The 25,508-nt window shown below is 74.3% G+C and carries 25 protein-coding genes and 1 riboswitch; of the genes, 12 read left to right on the forward strand and 13 right to left on the reverse strand.

Annotated features, from left to right (window positions below):
- Positions 1-6 precede the first annotated feature (6 nt).
- Positions 7-165, forward strand: coding sequence for a hypothetical protein (locus tag UXQ13_RS17010; protein ID WP_225233265.1), 159 nt, complete (start codon positions 7-9; stop codon positions 163-165).
- A gap of 1 nt (position 166) precedes the next feature.
- On the opposite strand, the gene UXQ13_RS17015 is transcribed toward UXQ13_RS17010, so the two are convergent.
- From UXQ13_RS17015 to UXQ13_RS17035, 5 genes are all read right to left on the reverse strand, one after another.
- Positions 167-772, reverse strand: a complete 606-nt coding sequence (locus tag UXQ13_RS17015; RefSeq protein ID WP_225233266.1) for a response regulator transcription factor — start codon at positions 770-772, stop codon at positions 167-169.
- The gene (locus UXQ13_RS17020; RefSeq protein WP_225233267.1) at positions 769-1,950 is read right to left on the reverse strand and encodes a sensor histidine kinase; all 1,182 of its coding nucleotides are present in this window, start codon (positions 1,948-1,950) and stop codon (positions 769-771) included. The genes UXQ13_RS17015 and UXQ13_RS17020 overlap by 4 nt, the downstream gene beginning before the upstream one ends.
- Positions 1,951-1,991: 41 nt before the next feature.
- A complete protein-coding gene (locus UXQ13_RS17025) occupies positions 1,992-2,852 on the reverse strand; it encodes an ABC transporter permease (RefSeq protein WP_225233268.1) in 861 nt (286 codons plus the stop codon).
- A complete protein-coding gene (locus UXQ13_RS17030) occupies positions 2,849-3,787 on the reverse strand; it encodes an ABC transporter ATP-binding protein (protein ID WP_336392580.1) in 939 nt (312 codons plus the stop codon). Before UXQ13_RS17030 ends, UXQ13_RS17025 begins: the two co-directional genes overlap by 4 nt.
- A 117-nt stretch (positions 3,788-3,904) precedes the next feature.
- Positions 3,905-5,236 (reverse strand): MFS transporter, encoded by a 1,332-nt coding sequence (locus UXQ13_RS17035; RefSeq protein WP_225233270.1) that lies wholly within the window; start codon positions 5,234-5,236, stop codon positions 3,905-3,907.
- Between the two features lie 89 nt (positions 5,237-5,325).
- Here UXQ13_RS17035 and UXQ13_RS17040 point away from each other — a divergent pair, with 89 nt between their 5' ends.
- The gene (locus UXQ13_RS17040; protein ID WP_225233271.1) at positions 5,326-6,150 is read left to right on the forward strand and encodes a tyrosine-protein phosphatase; all 825 of its coding nucleotides are present in this window, start codon (positions 5,326-5,328) and stop codon (positions 6,148-6,150) included.
- 118 nt (positions 6,151-6,268) lie between these two features.
- On the opposite strand, the gene UXQ13_RS17045 is transcribed toward UXQ13_RS17040, so the two are convergent.
- Together UXQ13_RS17045 and UXQ13_RS17050 are read right to left on the reverse strand one after the other, a co-directional pair.
- The gene (locus tag UXQ13_RS17045; RefSeq protein ID WP_225233272.1) at positions 6,269-6,424 is read right to left on the reverse strand and encodes a hypothetical protein; all 156 of its coding nucleotides are present in this window, start codon (positions 6,422-6,424) and stop codon (positions 6,269-6,271) included.
- 332 nt (positions 6,425-6,756) lie between these two features.
- Positions 6,757-8,466, reverse strand: coding sequence for a phosphoenolpyruvate--protein phosphotransferase (locus UXQ13_RS17050; RefSeq protein ID WP_336392581.1), 1,710 nt, complete (start codon positions 8,464-8,466; stop codon positions 6,757-6,759).
- A gap of 259 nt (positions 8,467-8,725) precedes the next feature.
- On the opposite strand from UXQ13_RS17050, the gene UXQ13_RS17055 reads away from it, so the two are divergent.
- The 4 genes from UXQ13_RS17055 to UXQ13_RS17070 all read left to right on the forward strand — a co-directional run bounded on the left by UXQ13_RS17055 (position 8,726) and on the right by UXQ13_RS17070 (position 12,955).
- Positions 8,726-9,493: a DeoR/GlpR family DNA-binding transcription regulator gene (locus UXQ13_RS17055; protein WP_225233274.1), complete on the forward strand. Its 768-nt coding sequence runs from the start codon at positions 8,726-8,728 to the stop codon at positions 9,491-9,493.
- Positions 9,490-10,464 carry a 1-phosphofructokinase family hexose kinase gene (locus tag UXQ13_RS17060; RefSeq protein ID WP_225233275.1) on the forward strand — a complete coding sequence of 325 codons (975 nt, stop codon included), beginning with the start codon at positions 9,490-9,492 and terminating at the stop codon, positions 10,462-10,464. The genes UXQ13_RS17055 and UXQ13_RS17060 overlap by 4 nt, the downstream gene beginning before the upstream one ends.
- 28 nt (positions 10,465-10,492) lie before the next feature.
- Positions 10,493-12,613, forward strand: coding sequence for a PTS fructose transporter subunit IIABC (locus UXQ13_RS17065; protein ID WP_336392582.1), 2,121 nt, complete (start codon positions 10,493-10,495; stop codon positions 12,611-12,613).
- A gap of 81 nt (positions 12,614-12,694) precedes the next feature.
- Entirely contained in the window at positions 12,695-12,955 is a 261-nt protein-coding gene (locus tag UXQ13_RS17070; RefSeq protein WP_225233277.1) for an HPr family phosphocarrier protein, read from the forward strand.
- Between the two features lie 87 nt (positions 12,956-13,042).
- Here UXQ13_RS17070 and UXQ13_RS17075 read toward each other — a convergent pair whose 3' ends face one another.
- Genes UXQ13_RS17075 through pdhA form a run of 3 tightly spaced genes read right to left on the reverse strand, consistent with a single transcriptional unit; the run spans position 13,043 to position 16,676 of the window.
- A complete protein-coding gene (locus UXQ13_RS17075; protein ID WP_225233278.1) occupies positions 13,043-14,572 on the reverse strand; it encodes a dihydrolipoamide acetyltransferase family protein in 1,530 nt (509 codons plus the stop codon).
- Positions 14,572-15,546 carry an alpha-ketoacid dehydrogenase subunit beta gene (locus UXQ13_RS17080; protein ID WP_225233279.1) on the reverse strand — a complete coding sequence of 325 codons (975 nt, stop codon included), beginning with the start codon at positions 15,544-15,546 and terminating at the stop codon, positions 14,572-14,574. The genes UXQ13_RS17075 and UXQ13_RS17080 overlap by 1 nt, the downstream gene beginning before the upstream one ends.
- Entirely contained in the window at positions 15,543-16,676 is a 1,134-nt protein-coding gene (pdhA, locus tag UXQ13_RS17085) for a pyruvate dehydrogenase (acetyl-transferring) E1 component subunit alpha (protein ID WP_336392583.1), read from the reverse strand. Before pdhA ends, UXQ13_RS17080 begins: the two co-directional genes overlap by 4 nt.
- A gap of 130 nt (positions 16,677-16,806) precedes the next feature.
- Between pdhA and UXQ13_RS17090 the strand changes: the two genes are divergently transcribed.
- Genes UXQ13_RS17090 through UXQ13_RS17100 form a run of 3 tightly spaced genes read left to right on the forward strand, consistent with a single transcriptional unit; the run spans position 16,807 to position 19,373 of the window.
- Positions 16,807-17,277, forward strand: coding sequence for an Lrp/AsnC family transcriptional regulator (locus tag UXQ13_RS17090; RefSeq protein WP_225233281.1), 471 nt, complete (start codon positions 16,807-16,809; stop codon positions 17,275-17,277).
- A gap of 29 nt (positions 17,278-17,306) precedes the next feature.
- Positions 17,307-18,815, forward strand: a complete 1,509-nt coding sequence (locus UXQ13_RS17095; protein ID WP_225233282.1) for an alpha/beta fold hydrolase — start codon at positions 17,307-17,309, stop codon at positions 18,813-18,815.
- 39 nt (positions 18,816-18,854) lie between these two features.
- Positions 18,855-19,373 (forward strand): hypothetical protein, encoded by a 519-nt coding sequence (locus UXQ13_RS17100; RefSeq protein WP_225233283.1) that lies wholly within the window; start codon positions 18,855-18,857, stop codon positions 19,371-19,373.
- Positions 19,374-19,539: 166 nt separating this feature from the next.
- Here the strand turns inward: UXQ13_RS17100 and UXQ13_RS17105 are convergent, their stop codons facing one another.
- The 3 genes from UXQ13_RS17105 to UXQ13_RS17115 all read right to left on the reverse strand — a co-directional run bounded on the left by UXQ13_RS17105 (position 19,540) and on the right by UXQ13_RS17115 (position 22,434).
- Positions 19,540-20,853 carry a serine hydrolase domain-containing protein gene (locus tag UXQ13_RS17105; protein ID WP_225233284.1) on the reverse strand — a complete coding sequence of 438 codons (1,314 nt, stop codon included), beginning with the start codon at positions 20,851-20,853 and terminating at the stop codon, positions 19,540-19,542.
- Positions 20,854-20,862: 9 nt separating this feature from the next.
- Positions 20,863-21,201 carry a DUF3817 domain-containing protein gene (locus tag UXQ13_RS17110; protein WP_225233285.1) on the reverse strand — a complete coding sequence of 113 codons (339 nt, stop codon included), beginning with the start codon at positions 21,199-21,201 and terminating at the stop codon, positions 20,863-20,865.
- Positions 21,202-21,351: 150 nt separating this feature from the next.
- On the reverse strand, positions 21,352-22,434 hold the full coding sequence (locus tag UXQ13_RS17115; RefSeq protein WP_225233286.1) for a C40 family peptidase: 1,083 nt from the start codon (positions 22,432-22,434) through the stop codon (positions 21,352-21,354).
- Positions 22,435-22,449: 15 nt separating this feature from the next.
- Positions 22,450-22,607: riboswitch (cyclic di-AMP (ydaO/yuaA leader) on the reverse strand.
- A 203-nt stretch (positions 22,608-22,810) separates the two neighbouring features.
- On the opposite strand from UXQ13_RS17115, the gene UXQ13_RS17120 reads away from it, so the two are divergent.
- From UXQ13_RS17120 to UXQ13_RS17130, 3 genes are all read left to right on the forward strand, one after another.
- Positions 22,811-24,334 (forward strand): phytoene desaturase family protein, encoded by a 1,524-nt coding sequence (locus UXQ13_RS17120; RefSeq protein ID WP_225233287.1) that lies wholly within the window; start codon positions 22,811-22,813, stop codon positions 24,332-24,334.
- A gap of 63 nt (positions 24,335-24,397) precedes the next feature.
- A complete protein-coding gene (locus UXQ13_RS17125) occupies positions 24,398-25,075 on the forward strand; it encodes a DUF433 domain-containing protein (protein WP_225233288.1) in 678 nt (225 codons plus the stop codon).
- 3 nt (positions 25,076-25,078) lie between these two features.
- Positions 25,079-25,498: a PIN-like domain-containing protein gene (locus tag UXQ13_RS17130; RefSeq protein ID WP_225233289.1), complete on the forward strand. Its 420-nt coding sequence runs from the start codon at positions 25,079-25,081 to the stop codon at positions 25,496-25,498.
- The last annotated feature ends 10 nt before the right edge of the window (positions 25,499-25,508 follow it).

Below are 25,508 nucleotides of genomic sequence, written 5' to 3' on the forward strand. Positions count from 1 at the left end.
CGGGGCATGAGCGACCCGATCACCAACCCGGCCGATGCCCCCTCCGACGACAACCTGGTCGACGGCCGCCCCGGCGACACCGTCCCCGGCAGCGACGACACCACGCTGACCACCGACGACGCCGCCCAGGACGACGACTCCGAGGCCCAGCCCGACAACTCCTGAGTCAGATCCAGCCGTGGCGGCGGGCGGCGTCCACGGCGGCGTGCCGGTTGGCGGCGCCGAGCTTGCCGGCCGCCGACGACAGGTGGTTGCGCACCGTGCCCACCGATAGGTGCACCTTGGCCGCGATCTCCTCGACCGTCGCCCCGCCGGCGGCGAGCTCGAGCACGTCGGCCTCGCGAGGGGTGAGCGGTGAGTCCCCGGCGCTGATCGCCTCGGCGGCCAGCTCGGGGTCCACGTAGCGCCCGCCGGTGTGCACGGTGCGCACCACCTGGGCGAGCACCGCGGCGTTCACCGTCTTGGGCAGGAACCCGCGCACGCCGGCCGACAGCGCCCGCTTCAGGTGCCCGGCCCGCCCGTGCCCGGTCACGATGACCACCCCGCAGCCTGGCAGTGCCTCGGCGAGGTCACCGGCCACCGAGATGCCGTCCCGGTCGGGCATCTGCAGGTCCAGCACCGCGACGTCGGGCCGGTGCGCCCGGGCCATCGCCAGCGCCTCCGCGCCCGAGGCCGCCTGGGCCACCACCTCGAGGTCGTCCTCCAGCCCGAGCAGGGCGGCCAGCGCCGTCCGGATGAGGTTCTCGTCGTCGGCCAGCAGCAGGCGGATCACGCCGGCACCTCCGCGACCAGCACGAAGTCGGCGCCGACCCGCTGCGCCGAGAGGCGCCCGCCGGCGGCGGCCAGCCGCTCGGACAGGCCCGTGAGCCCCGAGCCCCATGCCCCGACGTCGCCGGTGGCGGTGTTGGTCACGGTCAACGACACGTCCGGGCCCGACTCCACGACCGCGATGGTGCACGACCCGCCGGACCCGTGCCGCAGCACGTTGGTCACCGCCTCGCGCACGACCCAGCCCAGCACCACTTGCGCCTGCTCGGTCAGGTCGGCGTCCTCGCCCTGCACCACGCAGTCGATGCCGGCCGCGCGCAGCACCGAGCGCGCACCGGCGAGCTCGGAGCCCAGGTCGACCGCCCGGTAGCCGCGCACCACCTCGCGGACCTCGGCCAGCGACGACCCGGCCAGCGCGCCGATCGCGGCCACCTCGTCGGCGGCCTCGGGCCGGCCGCGGCGCACCAGCTGCTCGGCGAGCTGGGACTTCACCGCGATCGCCGACAGGTTGCGGCCCATCACGTCGTGCAGGTCGCGGGCGAACCGCAGCCGCTCCTCGGCGACGGCCAGCTGGGCCTGCACCCCGCGCGCCCGCTCCTGCTCCCGGACGACGTCCAGCAGCCAGACGCTGAACCGGAACGCCCCGACGAACCCGACGAGCGCCACGACGATCGACAGCCCCACGATCACGGCCCCCAGGAGCGGGACGCCGCGCGCCGCCCCGACCGCGGCCGACAGCACGCCGGCGACGAGCGACCCGCCGACCAGGGGCCGGTAGGGCACGGTGACCGACAGCGCGACCAGCACACCCGCGGCGACCAGCCCGACGAACCACGGCCCCGCCGGCGACGGCACCCCGTCGGCGTCCCGGGCGGCGGTGACCTGCAGGCCGAGCCCGACCGTGGTCGCCCCGGCCACCAGCGCGACCACCAGTGCCGGACGCGGGACGACGGCCCGCCGGAACCCGGTCTCGGCCACCACGATGCACGCCCCGGTGGTGACCAGGGCGGCCACGGCGAGGGCGAGGTCCCAGACGACACCCCGGCCCCGGTAGGCCGACACCGTGGCCAGCAGCAGCACGAAGGGCAGCCCGACCAGCGTGACGTGGAACGACCAGCGGGTGTAGATCTCGATCCGGTCGGTGTCCGACCGGCTGCTCCACCAACGCGTCAGGCCCGGCACGGCAGCCATGCTGCCGTGCCGGGCCGGGGTGGCGCGCACGGTCACCGGCGCGGCGCCCAGCGGAACCCGCGGCGGGCCAGCACCGCGGCCACCACGATCCAGGCCACGAGGACGCCTGCCGGGAAGACCGCCCAGGTCCAGACGGACACGTCGCCGATCGGCTCGCCCTCCCAGGTGGTGCCGGAGAAGCCCAGGTGCAGCAGGTCCACGACCGGGGTCACCGGGAGGAACCGGGCGATGCCCGACAGCCACTCGGGCAGGGTCGACAGCGGGAAGAACATGCCCGACAAGGCGCTGGAGACCAGGACGATCGGCAGCGTGGTGATCTGCGCGGACTCCGCGGTGCGGGTGAAGCCGGTGCTCGCGATCGCCAACAGGACCATCAGCACGAGCCCGGCCAGGACGCCGACGACCACCAGCAGCGGCTGCACCGGGGCCGACCACTCGCCCAGCGCGACGACGCCGGCGGTGACCACGACCAGCTGGCCGACGGTGACCAGCAGGGTGGGGACGGCGGTCGCGGCGAGCACCTCGCCGTCGGAGAGCTCCCCGGTGCGCATCCGCTGCAGCACCAGGTCCTCCCGGCGGGCCACGTAGGTGGTGACCAGGTTGTAGTAGGTCAGGTAGACCAGGCTGATCACCACGGCGGCGGTCAGCAGCGTGGGGCCGAGGCCGACCTCTCCGCCGCCGATCCCCAGCGCGGGCACCGCCGCGACCAGCAGCAGCGGCATGAGCACGGAGTTGAAGACGGCGGTGCGGTTGCGGACGAGCAGGCGGGCCTCGGCGCCGGCGGCGGCGCGCAGCCGGGCCGGGCGGGACGGTCCGGTGGGTCGGGTGGCGGTGGTCGTGGTCATGTCGGTCCTCTCCTGGGTGGTGGGGCGGGTGGTCGGTGCGGCGCTCACGCGGCCTCCCCGACCCGGCCCTCGGCGACGGCCAGGAACGCCTGCTCCAGCGACGCGGCGGTGGCCTGCAGGTACCGCAGCACCACGCCGTGCTCGGCGGCCCAGGCCAGCAGCTCGGCCAGCACCGGCTGCAGCGCCCGGGTGTGCCACTCGTACCGGGGACCGGTGGACACGACCTGGACGGCGGTCGGCACCGGTGGCTGCGGGGTGCCCGCGTCGAGGGTGAAGCGGACGACGGCCGGCTGGGTCTCGGCGATCTCCTCCTGGGTGCCCGAGAGCACGATCCGGCCGGCCTTGAGGATGGCGACCCGGTCGGCCAGCTCCTCGGCCTCCTCCAGGTGGTGGGTGGTCAGCACCACGGCGGCCCCGCCGTCCACCATGTCCTGGACCAGCCGCCACACCTGCCGGCGGCTCTCCGGGTCCAACCCGGTGGTCGGCTCGTCGAGGACGACCACGTCGGGGCGGCCCAGCACGGCCAGCGCGAGGTCCAGGCGACGGCGCTCGCCGCCGGACAGGCTGCGCACCCGGACGTCGGCCCGGCCGGTCAGCCCGACCTGGGCGATGGCCTCGTCGGCGTCCCGCGGGGCGGACAGCGTGCCGGCCCAGCTGCGCACGGTCTCGGCGACGGTGAGGTCGCCGGGCAGCCCCGAGCTCTGCAGCAGCATGCCCATCCGGGAGCGGACGGCGGTGCGGTCGCGCACCGGGTCGGCGCCGTGGATCCGGACGCTGCCGCCGCCGGGCGCCGCCAGGCCCTCCAGCACCTCCAGCGCGGAGGTCTTGCCGGCGCCGTTGACGCCGAGCAGGGCGAACACCTCCCCGGGCCGGACCTCGAAGGAGATGCCGCGGACGGCCTCGAAGTCGCCGTAGCTGCGGCGCAGGTCGGTGACCTCGATCGCGGGGACCGCGGTCGAGGGTGCTGCGGCGGTGGTCTGCATCGTCGTCCTCCAGGGGCTCGATCGGTCACCCCTGACGTTGCCCGCCGTCCCGCCCCCGGGCAGGTGCCGTCCCTCACGACCTGCGGCGGCTCCTGCACGGTCGACCCATGACGAACCTCATGCCCGGACGCGGTCGGTGTCCGCGGCGCGGAGGCGACCGCGCAGCGCGAGCACCGTCAGGCCGGCGACCAGCATCATCACGCCGACCACCCAGAGCCCGGCCCGGGAGTTGCCGGTGGCGTCGAGCAGGAAGCCGGTGATGTAGGGCGCCCCGAAGCCCGAGCTGTTGCCCAGCGTGTTCACCAGTGCGATCCCGGCGGCCGCGCCGGCGCCGGCCAGGAAGGTCGAGGGCAGGTACCAGAAGACCGGCAGCGCGCAGAAGACGCCGACCGCGGTCACGGTGATCACCGCCATCGTGGCCAGCGGGGACTCCATGTACAGCGCGACCGGGATGCTCACCGCGCCCAGCAGGGCGGGCAGCGCGACGTGCCAGACCCGCTCACCGGTGCGGTCCGAGTGCCGGGACCAGAACACCATCGCCACCGCGCCGACGGCGAACGGGACGGCGACGATCAGCCCGTTCTCCAGGATCGAGAACTCGGTGTCGAAGGACTCGGCGAACCCGGCGACGATGGTCGGCAGGAAGAAGCTCAGCGCGTAGAGGCCGTAGGTGACGCCGAAGTAGACCAGGCCCAGCGCCCACACCCGGGGGTCCCGCAGCGAGTCCCGGACCCGGTGCTTGCCCGACGCCTGCGTCGCCTGCTGCTCGGCGGCCATGGTGTCGTCGAGCCACCGCCGCTCGTCGGCGGCCAGCCAGTCGGCGTCCTTCGGCCGGTCGGTCAGGTAGAACCACGCCGCGACGCCCAGCACGACGGCGGGCAGGCCGAGGACCAGGAACATGATCCGCCAGCCGGCCAGGCCGAAGAGGCCGTCCCAGTACTGCAGGATCGCCCCCGCGACCGGCGCACCCAGGGCGCTGGAGGCCGGCAGCGCGATCATGAACAGCCCGGTCAGCCGCACCCGCACCGAGCGCGGGACCCAGAACGTCAGGTACAGCATGATCCCGGGGAAGAACCCGGCCTCGGCGATGCCCAGCAGGACGCGGAACGCGTAGAGCATCGGGGCGTTCTGCACGAAGGCCATCGCGGCGGCGATCAGCCCCCACGTCACCAGGATGCGGGCGATCCAGCGGCGGGCGCCGAACCGGTGCAGCGCGATGTTGCTGGGCACCTCGAAGAGCAGGTAGCCGATGAAGAACAGCCCGCTGGCCAGCCCGAACATCGTCTCGGTCAGCCCGAGGTCCGCGCTCATCGTGAGCTTGGCGAACCCGATGTTCGTGCGGTCGACGTAGTTGAGGAAGTAGGCGAGCCCCAGGAAGGGGATCAGCCGGACGGCGACCTTGCGCACCACCCGGGCCTGCATCCCGGCGTCCGTGTCCTGCGTCGTCACCGACCCACCCCCTGCGACCGCGGCCACCTCGTCGTGGCCGGGACCCACCCTAGGAGTCCGGCGGCGCGGCGGCTGACTAGGTTCGGGGCATGGCCGACGACCGCTGGATCGACCTGACCGGCACCGCCAACACCCGCGACCTCGGCGGCCTGCCGCTGGCCGGCGGCGGGACGACGGTCCCCGGGCGGGTGCTGCGCAGCGACGACCTGCAGGAGCTCACCCCGACCGACGTCGAGCTGCTCACCGACCGGTTCGGGCTGACCGACGTGGTCGACCTGCGCACCAGCGCAGAGGTGCGCATGGAGGGCCGCGGTCCGCTGCGCGCCGTGGCCGGGGTCGACCACCGGCACTTCTCGCTGATCCCCGAGGTCGGCGAGTACACCGACGTGTTCGCCGACGACGACGCGGCCGGCGACGTCGACCTGCCCGCCGACTGGGTGGAGACGCTGCTCCCCCGCACGGCGGGGCCCGGCGACGAGGACGAGCCGCCGTCGGTGAAGGCCTACCTGGGCTACCTCTCCGACGGTGCGGACAACGTGGTCGGCGCCCTGCGCGCGGTCACCGCCGCCCCCGGCGCCTCGGTCGTGCACTGCGCGGCGGGCAAGGACCGCACCGGCGTGGTGTGCGCCCTGGCGCTGAGCGTGGCCGGGGTGCAGCGGGAGGCCGTGGTCGCCGACTACGCGCAGACCGCGGAGCGGATCGAGGGCGTGGTGGCCAAGCTGGCCGCGCGGCCGACCTACGCCGAGGACATGACCCGCCGGGACGTCGCCAGCCACACCCCGCGGGCGGAGACCATGCGGCGGGTGCTCGACCTGCTCGACGAGCGGCACGGCGGCCCGCTGGGCTGGCTGGACGCGCACGGCTTCGGCCCGGACGAGCAGGCCGTCCTGCGCCGCAAGCTCACCGAGGACTGACCCGACCCCGGACAGCGGACGACCCCGCACTCCCTGGTGGGAGTCGGGGTCGTGAGCTGTCGGCCCCCTCGTAGGGCCCCGCGGCGTGCGGAGCGCGTCGTGGGGGACGAGGGGGTCCTTATCGGGTGAAGCTGGAGAACTGGGTGCTGTTGGCCAGGGTCAGCAGGTCGTCGCGCATCGCGGGGCTGCTGCTGCGGGCGAGGGCGGCGTCCAGGGCCCGACGGGTCCGCGACGCCTGACGACGCTGACGCCAGGTGCTGGTCACGCTGCTCATGGTGGTTCCTTCTTCCGTGCTGCTGGGTGGTTGTTACACCTGCATTAAAGCAGGCGGAGCCGCTTCTATTCCAACGGAACACAGGTCACGTCGGCGTTTGATCTACGGATGTTCACCCGAAAGCAGCAGGAACCTAAGAATCGTGCCGCAGGACACACCCCAGCGGTGGCCTGCGCCACCCCCGCCGTCCGGCGCTGTGTCCAGGCCCACCCGGACCCTCGGGCGCGTCGCCTCACCACCTCCCGGGAACGGCAAAGGAACCTCTGCACCCCCCTTCGTCGCGGAGAGGGGGTGCAGAGGTTCCTTTGCCCGACGAGCGGGCGGGTGCTGCGTCAGGCGGCGTCGACGACCTCGCGGACGGCGGCGCGGGCGGCCTGCGGGTCGGCGGCGGACAGCGCGACCTCGGCGGCCCGCTGGCAGGTGGCCAGCGTGACGGTGCCGAGCTTCGCGCCCACGCCGGCGACCGAGGAGGCCGCGCACGACAGCGAGGTGATGCCCAGCCCGACCAGCACGCAGGCCAGCAGCGGGTCGGCGGCGGCCTCGCCGCAGACCCCGACCGGCTTGCCGGTCCGCTGCCCGGCCTCGGCGGTCAGCTGCACCATGCGCAGCAGCGCCGGCTGCCACGGGTCGGTCAGGTCGGCCAGGTCACCCGACAGCCGGTCGGCGGCCAGCGTGTACTGCGACAGGTCGTTGGTGCCGATGGACAGGAAGTCCAGGTGCTCCAGGAACCGGTCGGCCAGCAGCGCCACCGAGGGCACCTCGACCATCACGCCGGGCACCATGCCCCGCTCGCGCACCAGCGCGGCGAAGTCGGCAGCCTCGGCGACGGTGGACACCATCGGCGCCATCACCCACGGCGCGGCACCGGTGGCCTCCGCCGCCTGCTTCACCGCGTCGAGCTGGCGGGTGAGGATGCCGGGGTTCAACCGGGTGGTGCGCAGCCCGCGCACGCCGAGCGCCGGGTTGGCCTCGTCGGCCGGGGTGGCGAAGGCCAGCGGCTTGTCGGAGCCGGCGTCCAGGGTGCGGACGACGACCTTGCGGCCGGCGAAGGCCTCGAACACCGCGGCGTAGCCGGTGGCCTGCTCCTCGACCGAGGGCTCCTCGCTGTGGCCCAGGAAGGCCAGCTCGGTGCGCAGCAGCCCGACGCCCTCGGCGTGCGCCGCCGCGGCGGCCCGCGCCCCGGCGCCGTCCTGCACGTTGGCCAGCACCTGGACGGCGTGCCCGTCGGCGGTGGTCGCCGGGCCCTCGTAGCCGGCCAGCGCGGCGGCCGCGGTCTTCGCGGCCTCCACGCGGGTCTGCGCGTCAGCCGGGTCGGGGTCGACGGTGACCGTGCCCTGCTCGCCGTCGACCAGCACGACCGCACCCTCGGGGACGTCGGCCAGGCCGCCGACGGCCACCACGCAGGGCAGGCCCAGCTGGCGGGCGATGATCGCGGTGTGGCTGGTCGAGCCGCCGAGCCGGGTGGCCAGCGCGACCACCCGGGCGGGGTCCAGGCCGGCGGTGTCGGCCGGGGCCAGGTCGTCGGCCAGCAGCACCGACGGGGTGTCGGGCATGGTCACGCCCGGCTCGCTCTGCCCGGTCAGCTCGGCCACGATCCGGTCCCGGACGTCGTTGACGTCGGTGACCCGCTCGGCCATCAGCCCGCCGAGGCTGGTGAACAGCTCGGCGAACTGCTGGGCGGCGCCCACCGTGGCCACGGCCGCCGAGGCGCCGGCGTCGATCCGCTGCTCGACCGTGGACAGCAGGCCGCGGTCCTTGGCCAGACCGGCCGTCGTCTGCAGCACCGCCGCGCTGACCCCGCTGGCCGCCGCGGCCCGCTCGGTCAGCCGACCGGCCACCAGCTCGGCCGCCGCGGAGAACCGCGCCCGCTCGCCGGCCCGGTCCGCCTCGGCGACCGGGGCGTCGTCCTCGGTGGGCAGCTGCACCGCGCCGTGCGGGCGGATGACCGGCCCGAGGGCCACACCGGGGACCACCGGGGTACCGGTGAGCACCGTCGGCCCGCCGGCCTCGGTGCTGGTGACGTCGGGGTGGGTGGTCGACATCGAGGACCTCTCTCTGGGACTGCGCGGGGGGAGACGGCGGGACGGACGCGGCGACGGCGACGCGGGTGGAACGGTGGTGACGACGGGCTGGCGGGTCGGCGACCGAGGGGTGGACGCTGACCGGACTGCCCGGTGACCAGAGTCACGACTCGCCCTTGACTTGTCAACGTAACGGACGTAAAACAACACCAACACACATCCGAACCCACACAAACGGGCAGGCGGACGTGACCGACGCAACGCTGGGACGGAGGTGACCGTGTACGCCGAGGAACGCCAGCAGGCCATCGCCGGACTCGTCGCGCAGCGCGGGCGGGTCGCCGTCACCGCGGTCGCCGAGCGGTTCGGCGTGACCACCGAGACCGTCCGCCGCGACCTCGCCCTGCTCGAGCGCTCGGGGATGCTGCGCCGGGTGCACGGCGGCGCCGTCCCCACGAACGCGCTGACCGTCCTGGAGCCCGCCCTCGGCGAGCGGCGCAGCACCCGCACCGAGCAGAAGCGGCGGATCGCCCTGGCCGCGGTGGACCTCGTGCCGCAGAACGACGGCAGCCTGATCCTGGACGGCGGCAGCACCACCGCCGCGCTGGCCGAGGTGCTGCCCGCCGGCCGCCGGCTGCTCGCGGTCACCAACTCGGTGCCGATCTCGCACCGGCTGTCGGTCGCCCCCGGGATCGACCTGCACGTGCTGGGCGGGCGGGTCCGCGGCATCACCCAGACCGCCGTCGGTGAGTCCACCGTCGCCGCCCTGGCCGACCTGAAGGCCGACGTGGTCTTCCTGGGCGCCAACGGGGTCACCGGTGCGCACGGCTTCACCACCCCCGACGAGACCGAGGCCGCCTCCAAGCGCGCCATGGTCCGCGCCGCCCAGCGGGTGGTCGTGCTCGCCGACAGCTCGAAGCTCGGCCGCGAGCACCTGGTCCGCTTCGCCCGCATCGACGACGTCGATGTCCTCATCACCGACGACGAGGCCGACCCGGACGTCGTCACCGAGATCGAATCGCACGGGATCGAGGTCCTCACCGCATGATCGTCACCCTGACGGCGAACCCCAGCCTGGACCGGACGCTGGCGCTGCCCGGTCCGCTGGAGCGCGGCAGCGTCGCCCGCCTGGGCGCCAGCAGCACCGAGCCCGGCGGCAAGGGCGTCAACGTCTCCCGTGCGGTGGCCGCCGCCGGCGCCGACGTCGTGTCGGTGCTGCCCGCCGCCGACGACGACCCCATCGTCCGCGCGCTGCAGGCCCTCGGCCTGCGGCTGGCCACCGTCGGCATCGGGACGCCGGTGCGCACCAACTACACGCTCACCGAGCCCGACGGCACGACCACCAAGCTCAACGAGCCCGGCGCCGTCCTGGACGAGGCCGCCCGGGCCGCGCTGGCCGCCGCGGTCGCCGAGCACGCCGTCGGCGCCCGCTGGGTCGCGCTGTGCGGCTCGCTGCCGCCGGGCACCCCGGTCGACTGGTACGCCGACCTGGTCCGCGCCGTCCGCCGCACCGGTGCCCGGATCGCCGTGGACACCTCCGAGGCCCCGCTGCTGGCGCTGCTCGCCGCCGGCCCGGACGCCGCGCCGGACCTGCTCAAGCCCAACACCGAGGAGCTCGCCCAGCTGGCCGGGGTGAGCGAGGCCGAGGTCGTCGCCGACCCGCAGGCCGCGCTGGCCGCCGTCGCCGTCCTGCACGAGCGCGGGGTCCGCGAGGTGCTGCTCACCCTCGGTGCCGACGGCGCCCTGCTGTCCACCGCGGGCGGCGAGCTCTTCTCCGCCCGCCCGCCGGCGATCACCGTGCGCAGCACGGTCGGCGCCGGCGACTGCAGCCTGGCCGGTTACCTGCTGGCCGACCTCGCCGGCGCCTCCCCCGCCGACCGGCTGCGCAGCGCGGTCGCCTACGGAGCGGCCTCGGCGTCGCTCCCCGGATCCGCCGTCCCCACCCCGACCCAGGTGGACGGTGCAGCAGTACAGGTCACCCCCGGCTTCGCCGGTTCTGCACCGTCCCTCTCCCACTGACACACCCCCCGAACCCAGGAGACCTCCCGTGTCCGCACTCATCACCTCCGACCTGGTGGCGCTCGACGTCAGCCCGGGCGCCGACAAGACAGCGGTCATCCGCCAGCTGTCCGAGCTGGTGGCCGCCAGCGGCCGGGCCACCTCCGCCGACGGCCTGTACTCCGACGCGATGGACCGGGAGGCCAAGGTCGCGACCGGCCTGCCCGGCGGCATCGCGATCCCGCACTGCCGCTCCGCCGCCGTCACCGAGGCCTCGCTGGCCTTCGCCCGGCTGACCCCCGGCGCCGACTTCGGCGCCCCGGACGGCCCGGCCGACCTGGTCTTCCTGATCGCCGCCCCGGCCGCCGGCGACGCCGACCACCTGACGCTGCTGTCCGCGCTGGCCCGCGCGCTGGTCCGGCCGGAGTTCGTCGCCTCGCTGCGCGCCGCCGGCTCGGCCGACGAGGTCGTCGCCCTGGTGCAGGACGTCGTCGCCCCCGCGCCGACCGCCGCACCCGCCACCGTCGCCGCCCCGGCCGCGGCCGCCCCCGCCGCCGCGGCACCGGCCGCCGCCGGCCCGACGCTGATCGCGGTCAGCGCCTGCCCGACCGGCATCGCGCACACCTACATGGCCGCCGACAAGCTGGCCGCCGCCGCCCGCGAGATGGGCGTCGACCTGCACGTGGAGACCCAGGGCTCCTCGGGCTCCACCCCGATCGACCCCTCGGTGGTCAGCAAGGCCGCCGCGGTCATCTTCGCCGTCGACGTGGGCGTCAAGGACCGGGAGCGGTTCGCCGGCAAGCCGGTCATCCAGTCGGGCACCAAGCGGGCCATCCAGGAGCCCGAGGTCATGATCCGCGAGGCCCTCGCCGCGGCCCAGGACCCGAACGCCCGCCGCGTCCCCGGCACCGGCGTCGCGGACTCCCCGTCCTCCTCGGGCGGCAAGCCCAGCACCGGTGCGGAGATCCGCCGCTGGCTGCTCACCGGCGTCAGCTACATGATCCCGTTCGTCGCGGCCGGTGGTCTGCTCATCGCGCTGGGCTTCCTCTTCGGCGGCTACCAGATCGTGCTCACCGACCCGGACTCGGCCGGCGGCCAGAGCTACGCGCTGAACTGGGCGCTGAACAACAGCTTCTTCAACCTGCCGGTCGCCGGCGACGTCGGCTCCGGCCTCAACGACGGCCTGCTCGGCTACCTGGGCGCGCTGTTCACCGTCCTGGGCCAGGCCGCCTTCGGCTTCCTGGTCCCGGCCCTGGCCGGCTACATCGCCTACGCCATCGCCGACCGGCCCGGCATCGTGCCCGGCTTCGTCGTCGGTGCGGTCTCCGGGACCGTCGGCGCGGGCTTCCTCGGCGGCGTCGTCGGCGGCATCATCGCCGGCTTCGTGGCCCTGTGGATCAGCAAGTGGAAGCTGCCCGCCGGCGTCCGCGGGCTGCAGCCGGTCGTGATCATCCCGCTGCTGGCCACCCTGATCTCCAGCGGCATCATGGTGCTCTTCCTCGGCCGACCGCTGGCCGCGGCCCTCACCGGCCTGGGCAACTTCCTCAACGGCCTCACCGGCGCCTCGGCGATCCTGCTCGGGATCATCCTGGGCCTGATGATGTGCTTCGACCTGGGCGGCCCGGTCAACAAGGCGGCCTACGTCTTCGCCACCACCGGCCTCACCGCGGCGATCGCCGGTGACGGCGGCCGCCAGCAGCTGGTCATCATGGCCACGGTCATGGCCGCCGGCATGGTGCCCCCGCTGGCCATGGCGATCTCCACCGTCGTCCGGCCCAAGCTGTACACCGCCGCCGAGCGCGACAACGGCAAGGCCGCCTGGCTGCTGGGCCTGTCCTTCATCTCTGAGGGCGCCATCCCGTTCGCCGCGGCCGACCCGCTGCGGGTCATCCCCTCGATGATGCTGGGCGGTGCCACCACCGGCGCGATCGTGGCCGGTGCCGGCGTCGAGCTGCGCGCCCCCCACGGCGGCATCTTCGTGTTCTTCGCGATGAGCAACTTCTTCCTGTTCATCATCGCGGTGATCATCGGTGCGGTCGTCGGCGGCGTCGCCGTCACGCTGGCCAAGTCCGTCGGCCGCACCCCCGAGGCCGCCCCGGCCGAGGCCACCGAGGCAGCGATGGTCGGTGCCCCGTCCTCGACCACGGGTGCCGCGGTCGCCGCGAGCTGACAGGATCGACCCCGACACCGGGGCGCGGGCGGTCCGCCGTCCGCGCCCCGCACCTCACTCGACGAAGAGGAGCGCACCTCCATGCCCAGCAAGACCGTGACCGTCGGTTCCGCCGTCGGCCTGCACGCCCGTCCCGCCGCCCTGATCGCCGAGGCCGTCGGCAAGGCCGGGGTGCCCGTCACCCTCGCCACGCCCGGCGGCAACCCGGTCGACGCCGGCTCGCCGCTGATGATCATGACCCTGGGCGCCAAGAAGGGCGCCGAGGTCGAGGTCTCCAGCGACGACCAGGCCGCCCTCGACCAGATCGCCGCGATGGTCGAGCGCGACCTCGACGCGGAGTAGCACCGCACCGCACGAGCGAGGGAGCCCTTCCCGAACGGCCAGGCAGCTGGCGTTCGGGAAGGGCTCCCTCGCTCGTTCCCGGGGTGGCTACAGGACGAGCGCCACGCCCGGGTCGTGCAGCACGGCGCCGATGTCGGCCAGGAACCTCGAGCCCAGCTCGCCGTCGATGATCCGGTGGTCGAACGACAGCGCCAGCTGGGTGACCTGGCGGACCTTGATCTTGCCCTTGTGCACCCAGGGCATCTCGCGGATCGCGCCGAAGGCCAGGATCGCCGACTCGCCGGGGTTGAGGATCGGCGTCCCGGTGTCCACGCCGAACACGCCGACGTTGGTGATCGTGATCGTGCCGCCGGACATCGCCGTCGGGCTGGTCTTGCCCTCGCGCGCGGTGGCGGTCAGGTCGCCCAGCGCACCGGCCAGCTCGGCCAGGGACAGCCGGCCGGCGTCCTTGATGTTGGGCACGATCAGCCCGCGCGGGGTGGCCGCGGCGATGCCCAGGTTCACGTAGTCCTTGACCACGATCTCCTGCGCCGCCTCGTCCCACGAGCTGTTCACCATCGGGTGCCGGTGCGCGGCCAGCAGCAGCGCCTTGGCCACGAACAGCAGCGGGCTGACCCGCAGACCGGCCAGCTCGGGACGGGACGCCAGCCGGGTGCGCAGCGCCATCATCCGCGTGACGTCGACGGTGAGGAACTCCGTGACGTGCGGGGCGGTGAACGCGCTGGTCACCATCGCCGCCGCGGTGTGCTTGCGGACGCCCTTGATCGGGATCCGCTGCTCGCGGCCCTCGGTGCCGGCCTCGGCCGCGGGGAACCGGACGACGGTCCCGGCGTCGGCGGCCAGCTCGGCCGGCGTCCGGGCGGGGGTCGCTGCACCGGACTGCGCCCCGGACCGGGCGGCGTCGACGTCGGCGCGGGTGATGACCCCGCCGGCACCGCTGCCGGTGACCGTGGTCAGGTCGACCCCGAGGTCCTTGGCGTACTTGCGCACCGGCGGCTTGGCCAGCGGGCGCGGGGCCCGGCGTCCGGGCGCGACCGCCTGCGACGACGCGGCCTCGGTGTCCGTGGCGTGCTGCTCGGCGGCCCGGCCGATCTCCAGCCCGCCGTGCCGCACCGGCTTGCTCGTCGCGTCCGGTGCCGTGGCCAGCAGCGGCGGTCGCTCGGTGCCGCCGCTGCCGTAGTCGGCCTCGGGCAGCACCTGCGGGGCGGTCGCCCGCTCGGCCACCGCGGCGCCGGCGTTCCGGGGACGGCGCTTGGCCTCGGTGTTCTTGGGGCCGTAGCCGACCAGCACCGAGGTGCGACCGCCGGGCGCGGGCCCGCCGATCAGCCCGGCGGCGGGGGTGTCGTCGTCCGCGGCCGCTGCGGGTGCGTCCCCGCCGATGTCGATGGTGATGATCGGCGAGCCGACGTCGACCGTCGTCCCCGGCTCGTGCAGCAGCTCGACCACGGTGCCGGCGTACGGGCTGGGCAGCTCGACGGCGGCCTTCGCCGTCTCCACCTCGCACAGCGGCTGGTTGGTCACGACGACGTCGCCGACGGCCACCAGCCACTGCAGGATCTCGCCCTCGGTCAGGCCCTCGCCGACGTCGGGCAGCTTGAACTGGCGCAGGTCCGGCATCAGAACTCCATCGAGCGGTCGACGACGTGCAGCACCCGGTCCAGGTCGGGCAGGTACTCCTCCTCGAGCTTGGACGGCGGGTAGGTGACGTCGTAGCCACCGACCCGCAGCACCGGGGCCTCCAGGGAGTGGAAGCAGGTCTCGGTCACGCGGGCGGCGATCTCGGCGCCCAGGCCCAGGTTGGTCTGCGCCTCGTGGACGACGACGCAGCGGCCGGTGCGGCGGACCGACTCCTCGACCGGACCCAGGTCCAGCGGGGACAGCGTGCGCAGGTCGATGACCTCCAGCGAGCGGCCCTCCTCGGCGGCGGCCTCGGCGGCCTGCAGCGCCGTCTTCACCATCGGGCCGTAGGCCAGCAGCGTGACGTCGTCGCCGGCCCGCACCACCCGGGAGCTGAACAGCGGCGGCGGGGTGGCCTCCAGGTCGACCTCGGCCTTGTCCCAGTACCGGCGCTTGGGCTCGAAGAACACCACCGGGTCGGGGCTGGCGATGGCCTGCTGCAGCATCCAGTAGGCGTCCGAGGGGTTGGACACCGCGACGACCTTGAGCCCGGTGGTGTGCGCGAAGTAGGCCTCGGGGCTCTCGCTGTGGTGCTCGACCGCGCCGATGCCGCCGCCGAACGGGATGCGGATGGTGATCGGCATGGGCAGCCGGCCGCGCGAGCGGGCGTGGATCTTGGCCACCTGGGTGACGATCTGGTTGTAGGCGGGGAAGACGAACCCGTCGAACTGGATCTCCACGACCGGCCGGTAGCCGCGCATGGCCAGCCCGACCGCGGTGCCCAGGATGCCGGCCTCGGCCAGCGGGGTGTCGACCACCCGCGCCTCGCCGAAGTCCTTCTGCAGCCCGTCGGTGATCCGGAAGACCCCGCCGAGCTTGCCGATGTCCTCGCCCATGAGCACGACCTTCGGGTCGTCCTCCATGGCCTTGCGCAGGCCGGTGTTGAGGGCCTTGCCCAACGTCAGCGTGGTCACGAGGCGAAGCCCTCCTGGTAGGCGAGGAACTCCGCGCGCTGGGCGGCGATCTCGTCGGTCTGCTCGGCGTACACGTGGTCGAACATCTCGGTGCCGGCCGGGTCGGGCATCTCCAGCGTGCCCTTGCGGATGCGGACGGCCAGCTCGTCGCCCTCGGCCTCGACCGAGGCGAAGAAGTCGGCGTCGGCCTTGCCCGAGCGGGACAGGTGGGCCTTGAGCCGGGCGATCGGGTCGCGCAGCTTCCACTCCTCCAGCTCGTCGGCCAGCCGGTAGCGGGTCGGGTCGTCGGAGGTGGTGTGCGCGCCCATCCGGTAGGTGAACGCCTCGATGAAGGTGGGGCCCGAGCCCTCGCGCGCCCGGGCCAGCGCGGCCCGGGTGACGGCCAGGACGGCGAGGACGTCGTTGCCGTCGACCCGGACGCCGGGGAACCCGAAGCCGGCGGCGCGGCGGAACAGCGGCACCTTGGACTGGCGCTCGATCGGCACCGAGATCGCGTACTGGTTGTTCTGGCAGAAGAACACGACCGGGGCGTCGAAGGTGGCGGCCCAGATCATGGCCTCGTTGACCTCGCCCTGGCTGGTCGCGCCGTCGCCGAGGAAGGCGATCGCGGCCCCGTCGCCGCCCGCCGTCCCCGAGTCGCGCTGGATGCCCATGGCGTAGCCGGTGGCGTGCAGGCACTGCGCGCCGATGACCACGGTGTACAGGTTGAACTTGGTCGCCAGCGGGTCCCAGCCACCGAGGTCGTTGCCCCGGAACAGGCTGATGACGTGCAGCGGGTCGACCCCGCGGGCCCACGCGACGCCGTGCTCGCGGTAGGTGGGGAAGGCCATGTCCTGCGCGCCCAGCGCGCGGCCGGCGCCGATCTGCGCGGCCTCCTGGCCCAGCAGGGAGGCCCAGATGCCGAGCTCGCCCTGGCGCTGCAGCGCGGTGGCCTCGACGTCCCACCGGCGGACCAGTGCGAGGTCGCGGTAGAGGGACCGGAGCTCGTCGTCGGTGACGTCGATCGCGTAGTCCGGGTGCTCGACCCGTTCGCCCTCGGGCGTCAGCAGCTGCACCAGGTCGGGTTGGGCAGGCAGGTGCGGTGCACCCGCCCCGGGTACGGGGTCGACCATCTCGCCGAGCGCGGTCACGGCTGTTCTCCTCACGTCGCAGAGCTCCGTGTGCAGCACATCACTGCCCGGCCGAGATGCGCAAGGCAGCTGCCCGGATCTGAGCAGGATGATCAGTCGGACCGGGATGTGGCGTGGCACACTGAGCACCGTGAGCGGGATCGATGCCACCGACGCCCGGCTGCTGCTCGCCCTGTCCGAGGATCCGCGGGCCACGGTGATGGCGCTGTCGCAGACCCTCGGGCTGGCCCGCAACACCGTGCAGGCCCGGCTGACCCGGCTCGAGTCCGGCGGGGTGCTGGACCCCTTCGAGCGGCGCGTGCGGCCCGAGGCCCTGGGCTACCCGCTGGGCGCCTACGTCACGGTGACGGTGGTGCAGACGTCGCTGGCCGAGGTCAGCGCCGGGTTGGCCGACATCCCCGAGGTGCTCGAGGTCATCGGCCTGTCCGGGGCGGCGGACCTGCTCGTGCAGGTGGTGGCCCGCGACGCCGACGACCTGTGGCGGATCAGCGAGCAGGTGCTGGCCATCCCCGGCGTCCAGCGCACCGACACGAACCTGGCGCTGCGGCGCTTCGTCGACCACCGGATGACCCCGCTGCTCAGGCGCGCCGCCGGGCGCTGACCGGCGGTGCAGCCCGGTTAGGGTGCGCCGTGCGGATCCGCCCTGTGCTCGTGCTGGTCGTGCTGCTGCTGGCCGGGTGCCGGATCGACGGGACGGCGTCCCCCGCGCCCGACGGGTGGGAGTTCGTCTCCGAGCAGCCGTGCGCGGACGCCGGGGCCGACGGTGCGTCCGACTTCTCCTGCGTGACCCTCAGCGTGCCGGTCGACCACGCGCAGCCGGCCGGCGAGCACTGGGACGTCACCTTCGGCGTGCTGCGGGCGGAGGGCGAGCGGAAGGGCGTCTACGTCACCGCCACCGGCGGGCCGGGGTCCAGCGGTCTGGACGTGGCCGACTCCTACGCCGCGGCCTTCCCCGACGACGTCCGGCAGGGCTTCGACGTCGTCTTCCTCGACCAGCGCGGGATCGGGCTGTCCCAGGAGCTGCGCTGCGACGACACCTACTACTCCTACTCGGGGTTCGTGGACACCTCGTCGACCCCCGCCGAGCGGGACGCCTTCGCCGACGCGAGCACCGGCTTCGGCGAGGACTGCTTCGCCGAGGCCGGCGTCGACCCGGCCACCGCACCCCGCTACGCCACCGCCCAGGCCGTCGAGGACCTGGAGGACTTCCGGCAGTGGCTGGACGCCCCGGAGCTGACCCTCTACGGCGAGAGCTACGGCACCCAGTACGTGCAGACCTACGCCGCCGCGCACCCCGACCGGGTCGCCGGGCTCCTGGTGGACGGTGTGGTGGACCTGGCCACCGACCAGCCCGAGTTCGCCGTCGAGCAGGCGCAGGGCCAGTCCGACGTCCTCGTCGCCACGCTGGCCCGGTGCGACACGAACCCCGTGTGCGCGGCCGTCGCACCCGGGGACTCCCTCGCCGACTACGACGCCCTGCTCGCCCGGCTGGCCGCCGACCCGGTCACCCCGCCCGGGGGCGACCCGGTGGACGACTACACGCTGCGCGCGGCGGCGGGGTCGTCGATGGGTGACCCGTACGCCCGGCAGGAGTTCACCGACGCGCTCAACGACGCCCTGGTCGGGGACTTCGCCGGTCTCGACGCACTGGGCAACGGCGGCTACGGCCCGACGTCGGACTTCTCCGACGCGCTGTACTACGCCGTCGAGTGCCAGGACTACGACGTCGTCCCCGAGGGCGGCGACCCGCGGGCGGTGCTCGACGACTGGCTGGACGCCGGGGCCGCGGCGGGGGTCGACCAGCTGCGGCTGAGCAGCTTCTACGGCGACGTGGACTGCCTGTTCTGGCCCGGGTCGACCACCACCCCCGACTTCGCCCGCCCGGCACCCGTGACCGACCCGCCCTACCCGGTGATGGTGCTCAACGCCGACACCGACCCCGCCACCCCGTTCGTCGGTGCGCGCAGCGTGTTCCGCGACCTGGTGCCCGGCGCCGGACCGGCCGACGCCGCGATCGTGCAGCTCTACGGCCCGCACGTGATCTACGGCCGGGGCGACCCGTGCATCGACGAGCCGGTGGACGCCTTCATCACCACCGGCCAGGTGCCGGCGCAACGGGTCACCATCTGCACCTGGTGACGGTTTCCACCTCCGGCCCGCCCGGGTAGTCCGCCCGGCATGGCGAAGAAGACCCCTTTCGGTGCGATCGGCAAGGGCAGGCGCGGCATCTCCACCGGTGGGTGGTTGGTCCGCGGCGCGGCTGCCGGCGCGGCCGGGACGACGGTGCTGAACACCGTCACCTACCTGGACATGGTGCTGCGCGGCCGCGGCACCAGCAGCACCCCGGAGCAGACCGTCGAGGCGCTCGCGGACAAGGCCCACGTCGGGATCCCCGGCGAGGGCGAGACCCGGGACAACCGGGTCTCCGGCCTGGGCCCGCTCACCGGGATCGCCGCGGGCGTGGGGGTCGGCGTGCTCGCCGGGTTGGCCCGCGCGGCGGGCTTCCGGCCGAACCCCGTCGTCGGCGGCCTGGTGGCCACCGTCGGGGCACTGGTCGGCGCGAACGGCCCGATGGCCGCGCTGGGCATCAGCGATCCGCGGACCTGGTCGGCCACCGACTGGGCCGCCGACGTCGTCCCGCACCTGGCCTACGGCTTCGCCACCCACGCCACCCTGGCCGCCCTCGACCGCGCCTGACCGCCGGCCTCGAGTGACAGCTGAGGGTGGTTCCGGCGCCCTCGAGACCGCGCTGAGCTGTCACTCGGTGCGCTGGCCCCCGGGTTCAGCAACGGCCGTCCTGGCTCACCGGCGTCGGTGAGCCAGGACGCACGTCGGTGGACCCAGCTGATCCACGCCGCAGGGGTCAGCGCCAGCCGGCGGGGTCGACGCCGCCGGGGACCGGGGCGGCGGGGTCGTAGGGCTGCCGGGTGAAGACGAACGTGGCCAGGTCCAGGTGGTCGTCGGCGATCCGCAGCGTCTCGCCGGCGTAGTAGCCGTCCAGCCCGACCCAGCTGCCGTCGGCCCGCCGGGTGAACCGGCTGGCCCGTCCGCCGCGGCCGGGCAGCGGACCCAGGTGCAGCAGGCCGCCGGCCTGCGCGCGCAGCACGTGCGGCGCCGGGCCCCAGAACCAGACGCCGAGGACGTCCAGCGGCACCGGCGGCGGGGACGGCGTCCACGCAGGCCCGACGTACGGCTCGGCGGCCTTGAGGTCGGCCAGCAGACCGGGCACGAGTGGGTCCAGGCCGCTGGTGGTGTTGGCCAGCATCACCGCGCCGGCCGCCTCGGACCGGTCGACGAACACCCCGGCCAGGAAGCCCGGCATCGACCCGCCGTGCCCGACCAGCGTGGTGCCCTCGACCCGCACCACCTGCAGACCGAGCCCGTAGGCCGACCAGCCGGGCGCGGAGAAGTCCACCCCGGCGGGCACGGTCATCTCCGCCAGCGTGCCGGGGGCGAGCACGTCGCCGGTGTCGCCCAGCAGGAAGGCGGCGAACCGGCCCAGGTCGGTCAGCGTCGCCCACAGCTGGCCGGCCGCGTCCATCACCCCGGCGTCGTGCTCGGGCTCGGGCAGGACGACGTCGGCCCACGGGTGGACGGCGGTGCCCTGCGCGGCGGCACCGGACGGGCGAGGCGTCGTCCGGGTCATGCCCAGCGGTGCGAGCACCTCGGCGGTGACCGCCTCGACCCACGGCCGGCCGCGGTGCCGGGCGACCAGCTCGCCGAGCAGGCCGAAGCCGAGGTTGGAGTAGTGGAACCGGCGCGCGGCCCCGAGGACGACGTGCTCGGGGCCCAGCTGCAGGTCGGCCAGCGACCCGCCGGGCACCCGCTCCCACCAGCCGCCCGGGCTCTCGCTGGAGGCGCCGGCCAGGTGCGAGAGCAGCTGGCCCACGGTGCGGTTGCCCAGCGGGGTGCCGGGGACGTGCCGGTCCAGCGGGTCGTCCAGGCCCAGCCGGCCCTCGTCGCGCAGCCGCATCACGACCACCGCGGTGATGCTCTTGCTGATCGAGCCCAGCCGGTACTGCACGTCGATGTGCGGGTCGGCGACGTCCCCGCGCCCGGCCGACCAGGCCAGCCCGCCGTCCCGGACGACGCCGGCCACCAGGCTGGGCGCCCGGCCGTCGCGCTGCACCTGGGCGGTGCGGGCCAGCAGGGTGCGTGCGGTGGTGGGCTCGACCATCCCCGCAGGCTAGGTGGTGGTGACCGGTGCGCCCACCGGCAGCCGACCGTCGCGGACGGCCCGCCGCTCGAACCACACGGTCATGAACGGCGGCACCGAGGAGACCAGGGCCAGGACGACGGTCGGCAGGTCCCACCGCAGCACGCGCCAGGCGACCAGCGCGAGCACCACGTAGACCACGAACACCGCCCCGTGGATCGGCCCGGCGACCTGGACACCGACCTCCGACGTGCCCAGCACCCACTTCACGAACATGCCGGCCAGCAGCAGCGCCCAGCTCACCGCCTCGGCGAGGGCGACGACGCGGAAGGCACGGGCGACGGTCCGGGGTGCGAGGAGGGCGGCCACGACCTGTCCCAACGAGGCGGGCCCGGCCGGCGTCCCCGGGTGTGACGGACCCCGCACCAGACCCCCGCACCGGACCCCCGCACACGGCCCCGGACACGACGGAGCCCCGGTCACCGAGGTGACCGGGGCTCCGTGCTGCTGCGGGGTGGCTCAGCCGGCGAGGCGGCGGTACGCCGTGGGCGAGGAGCCCATCGCGTCGATGCTCGACACCTTGACCACGTCACCGGACGTCGGGGCGTGCACCATCATGCCGTTGCCGATGTAGATGCCGATGTGGCTGACCGGGGAGTAGAACGCCACCAGGTCACCAGGCTGCAGCTCGCCGCGGGAGACCGACTGCCCCATCACGGCCTGCGCCTTGCTCGAGTGCGGAGCGGCGATGCCGGCAGCGGCGTAGGCGTACTGCACCAGCCCCGAGCAGTCGAAGCTGTCGGGCCCGGCAGCGGCCCACACGTACGGGTCACCCACCTGGGCCAGTGCCGTGTCGACGGCGGTCTGCGCAGCCGCGGAGTTCGCGACCACGGAGCCCACCGGGCTGGTGGGGGCACTGCTGGAGCCACTGGAGCTGCTGGCGGCGGGCGCGGTGTCACCCGCGGCGGCGACGGCGGCGCGCTCGGCGGCGGTCAGCGCGTCGTACTGCGCCTGGTAGTCCGCGATCTGGGCGTTCAGGTCGGCCTGCTGCGCGGTGACCGCGTCCAGCTGGGCCTGGGCCTGCGCAGTGGTCTGCTCGGCCTGCTGCTGCGCGGCGGCGGCGGCCTCGTCGGCCTGCTGCGCCTCGCTGAGCACGTCGGTGTTGTGCTGGGAGAGCAGGTCCAGTGTCGCGGTCTGCTCGACGAACTCACCGGCCGAGGTGGAGGTGAGCAGCGCCTGCAGCGAGGTGAGCTGGCTGCCGCCCTGGTAGGCGGTGCGGGCGACGTCGGTGACCGAGCCGCGGGCGGCCTCGAGGGCGGCCTGGGCGGCCTGCGCGGTGGCGGCGGCCTGGTCGGCGGCGGCCTGGTCGGTGTCCAGCGCGACGCGGGCGTCGTTGAACTGCTCGGTGAGGACCTCGAGCTGCTGGCCCCGGTCGACGATCAGCTGCGCGGCCTCGGCCGAGGTCGTCGGCTCGGCGGTGTCGCCGGGGGCGGCCACGGCGGGGCTGGCGGTCAGCAGGACCCCGGCGGCGGCGAAGAGGGTGATGACGGCGCGGCGCCCGCGGAGGGCAGGGCGACGCGCGGACAAGCTGGTACTCGCCATGTGCGGCGGGTGGTCCCTTCTTCCAACGAGCCGCCTACCGAGTTAGCTGACGGATTCGGACGGGAAGTTCGCCCGGCACGTCGACCTGGGTGGTCGTCGTGCTTCACCCCAGTGCTGCGGTGGGTCCCCGGTCCACGTCCGCCCCGGTGGTGCTGGAGGGGCGGCTGTGGTTCGGCGGCGTCCGGCCGGTGCCACCAGGGAGAGGTGGCGGAACGATCCGTCCGGACGTGGCGACGGTAAGGGGGTTGCCGACTCGTGACAAGTGAGGCCCCCGCGATTGTGGACTTCTCCACGTCTGCGCCCGGAACACGCCATGAGCACGCTCACAACGCGTGAGCGGACGACTGCGACCCCGCCGGTCGGTCACCATGCCGGGATGCGCTTCGACGTGGTGGTGGTGGGCGGCGGTCACAACGGTCTGGTCGCGGCGGCGTACCTGGCCCGGGCCGGCCGGTCGGTGCTGGTCCTGGAGCGCCGGGCCGGCCTGGGCGGGGCGGCGGTGAGCGAGCAGGTCTTCCCCGGCGTCGACGTCCGGTTGTCGGCCTACTCCTACCTGGTCAGCCTGCTGCCCGACCGGGTCGTGGCCGACCTGGACCTCGACGTCCGGCTGGCCGACCGGGCGGTCAGCTCGGCCACCCTGCTCGGCGACCGTGCACCGGTCGTGGAGCGCGACCCCGGCCCGGTCACCGCGCAGTCGTTCCGCGACCTCACCGGGTCCGACGCCGAGTGGGCCGGCTGGCAGCGCTTCTACGACCGGCTGGCCACCCTGGCCGAGGACCTCTCCCCCACGCTGGTCGAGCCGTTGCCGACCACCGCCGAGCTGGAGCGTCGGCTGCGCGACCGGCAGCTGTACCGCGACCTGCTCGAGCGCCCGCTGGCCGACGTGGTCGCCGACCACCTGGACTCCGACGTCGCCCGCGGGATCGCGCTCACGGACGGGCTGATCGGCACCTCCGCCGACGTGCACGCCGCCGACGGGCTGGCCGGCCGCTGCTTCCTGTACCACCTGGTCGGCAACGGCACGGGCCTCTGGCGGGTGCCGGTCGGCGGCATGGGGGCGGTCAGCGGCGCGATGGCCGACGCCGCCCGCCGGGGCGGCGCCGAGCTCCGCACCCGGGCGACGGTGACCGCGGTCGAGACCCGCGACGACGGCGTCACGGTGCACTGGACCGACGACGACGGGACGACGCACGCGGTGGACGCCGGCCACGTGGTCGCCGGCTGCGCGCCGGCCGTGCTCGACGAGCTGACCGGGGCGGCGCCGGGCCCCCGGCCGGTGGGCGCCCAGCTCAAGGTGAACATGGTGCTGACCCGGCTGCCCCGCACCCGGTCGGGCCTGGACCCGGCGGTCGCGTTCGGCGGCACCTGCCACGTCGACGAGGCCGCCTCGCAGATCGACGCCGCCTGGGCGCAGTCCTCGGCCGGCCGGCTGCCCGACGTCATCCCGTTCGAGGTGTACTGCCACTCCCTCACCGACCCCTCGATCGTCGGGGACACCGGGCTGCACACGCTGACCCTGTTCGGGCTGCACACCCCGGCCGACCTGTTCACCGCCGACCCGGTCGGCACCCGCGAGGAGGCGGTCCGCCGTGTGGTGGCCCAGCTGGACGCCCAGCTCGAGGAGCCGCTGGCCGACTGCCTGGCCACCGACGGGGAGGGCCGCCCGTGCCTGCAGGCGTCATCCCCGCTGGACGTCGAGGCCTCGCTCGCCATGCCGGGCGGGCACATCTTCCACGGCGACCTGGCCTGGCCGGTGGCGACCGAGGCGCAGCCGGCGGGCACCTGGGGCGCGGCCACCGCCCACCCGCGCGTGGTGGCGGCGTCCAGCGGCGGCACGGTCCGCGGCGGTGCCGTCAGCGGCCTGGGCGGCTACGCGGCCGCCCGCCACCTGTTGGGGTGACCCACCGGACATCCCGTCCACAACCGTGACGCCCGCCGGGCTCAGGGATGGGATGATCCGGAGGTGACGGTGTCCATGCTCGACCGGGCCATCTACTCCTTCGGGGATGTGGACCGCCTCGTCGGCCTGCCCGCTGGCACCGCCCGTCGTTGGCTCGACGGGTACGAGCGCTCAGGGTCCCGCTACGAACCCGTTCTCCGCGAGCACTCCGACGGTTCGGCGGCCGTCACCTGGGGTGAGCTCGTCGAGGCCCGCCTGCTCGCCGAGTTCCGTTCCCGCAAGGTGTCCATGCAGAGGATGCGTCCGGCGGTCGCTGCCCTGCGCGACGAGTTCGGGCGTTACCCCCTGGCCCATGCGCGCCCCTTCCTGACCGTCGACAACCGAGAGCTCGTCCGCCGCATGCAGGATCGACTCGAGCTGGACCCCGACCTGAGTCTCGTGGTCGTTCGCAACGGTCAGGTGGTCCTGTCGGCCGCTGCGGAGCGGTTCCAGCACTCGGTGCACTACGAGGACGACGCCGTCGCACTCATCCGGCCTTCCGCAGCGACACCTGACGTGACCATGGACCCCGCCCGGTCCTTCGGGCAGCCGACTGTCCGAGGAATCCGTACCGACGCCATCGCCGAGGACTTCCGCGCCGGCAGCGAGAGGGACGAACTGGTCGAGCTGTACGACTTGACGCCGACCTTGGTGGATCAAGCGATTCGATTCGAGCTGATCGCCGCCCGCGACGCCGCCTGACCGGTGGCCGCGCTGGCGGGGGTCACGTTCTTCGCCGACGAGAACTGCCTCGGCATGGCCCGTTGCCTCTTGAAGGAGGGCCGGGACGACGTCGTGCACCCGGGCCACGTCCTGCTGCCCGACGTACCTCTCGGTTGCCCGGACCTCGAATGGATGGCGACCATCGCACGCCACGACCTCGTCGTCCTCACCCGCGACAGACGCATCCGGACCCGGCCGGCGGAGTTGACCGAGTACCGGTCTCAAGGCCTGCGCGTGGTGTTCCTCGCCGGGAAGACCGATCGACGACCCAGCGAACAGGCGGCACTGTTCCTGCGACACGAGACCCGTCTGCGACGGGAGATGGTCAAGCGAGGCCCTGGTCCATGGGCGCTGACGATGAGCGAACGCGACCTCCGGCCGATCGACCTGCCCGACAACTGACCACCTGCTA

Origin of the sequence: Klenkia terrae (genome assembly GCF_037083865.1) — a bacterium.
Lineage (GTDB): Bacteria > Actinomycetota > Actinomycetes > Mycobacteriales > Geodermatophilaceae > Klenkia > Klenkia terrae.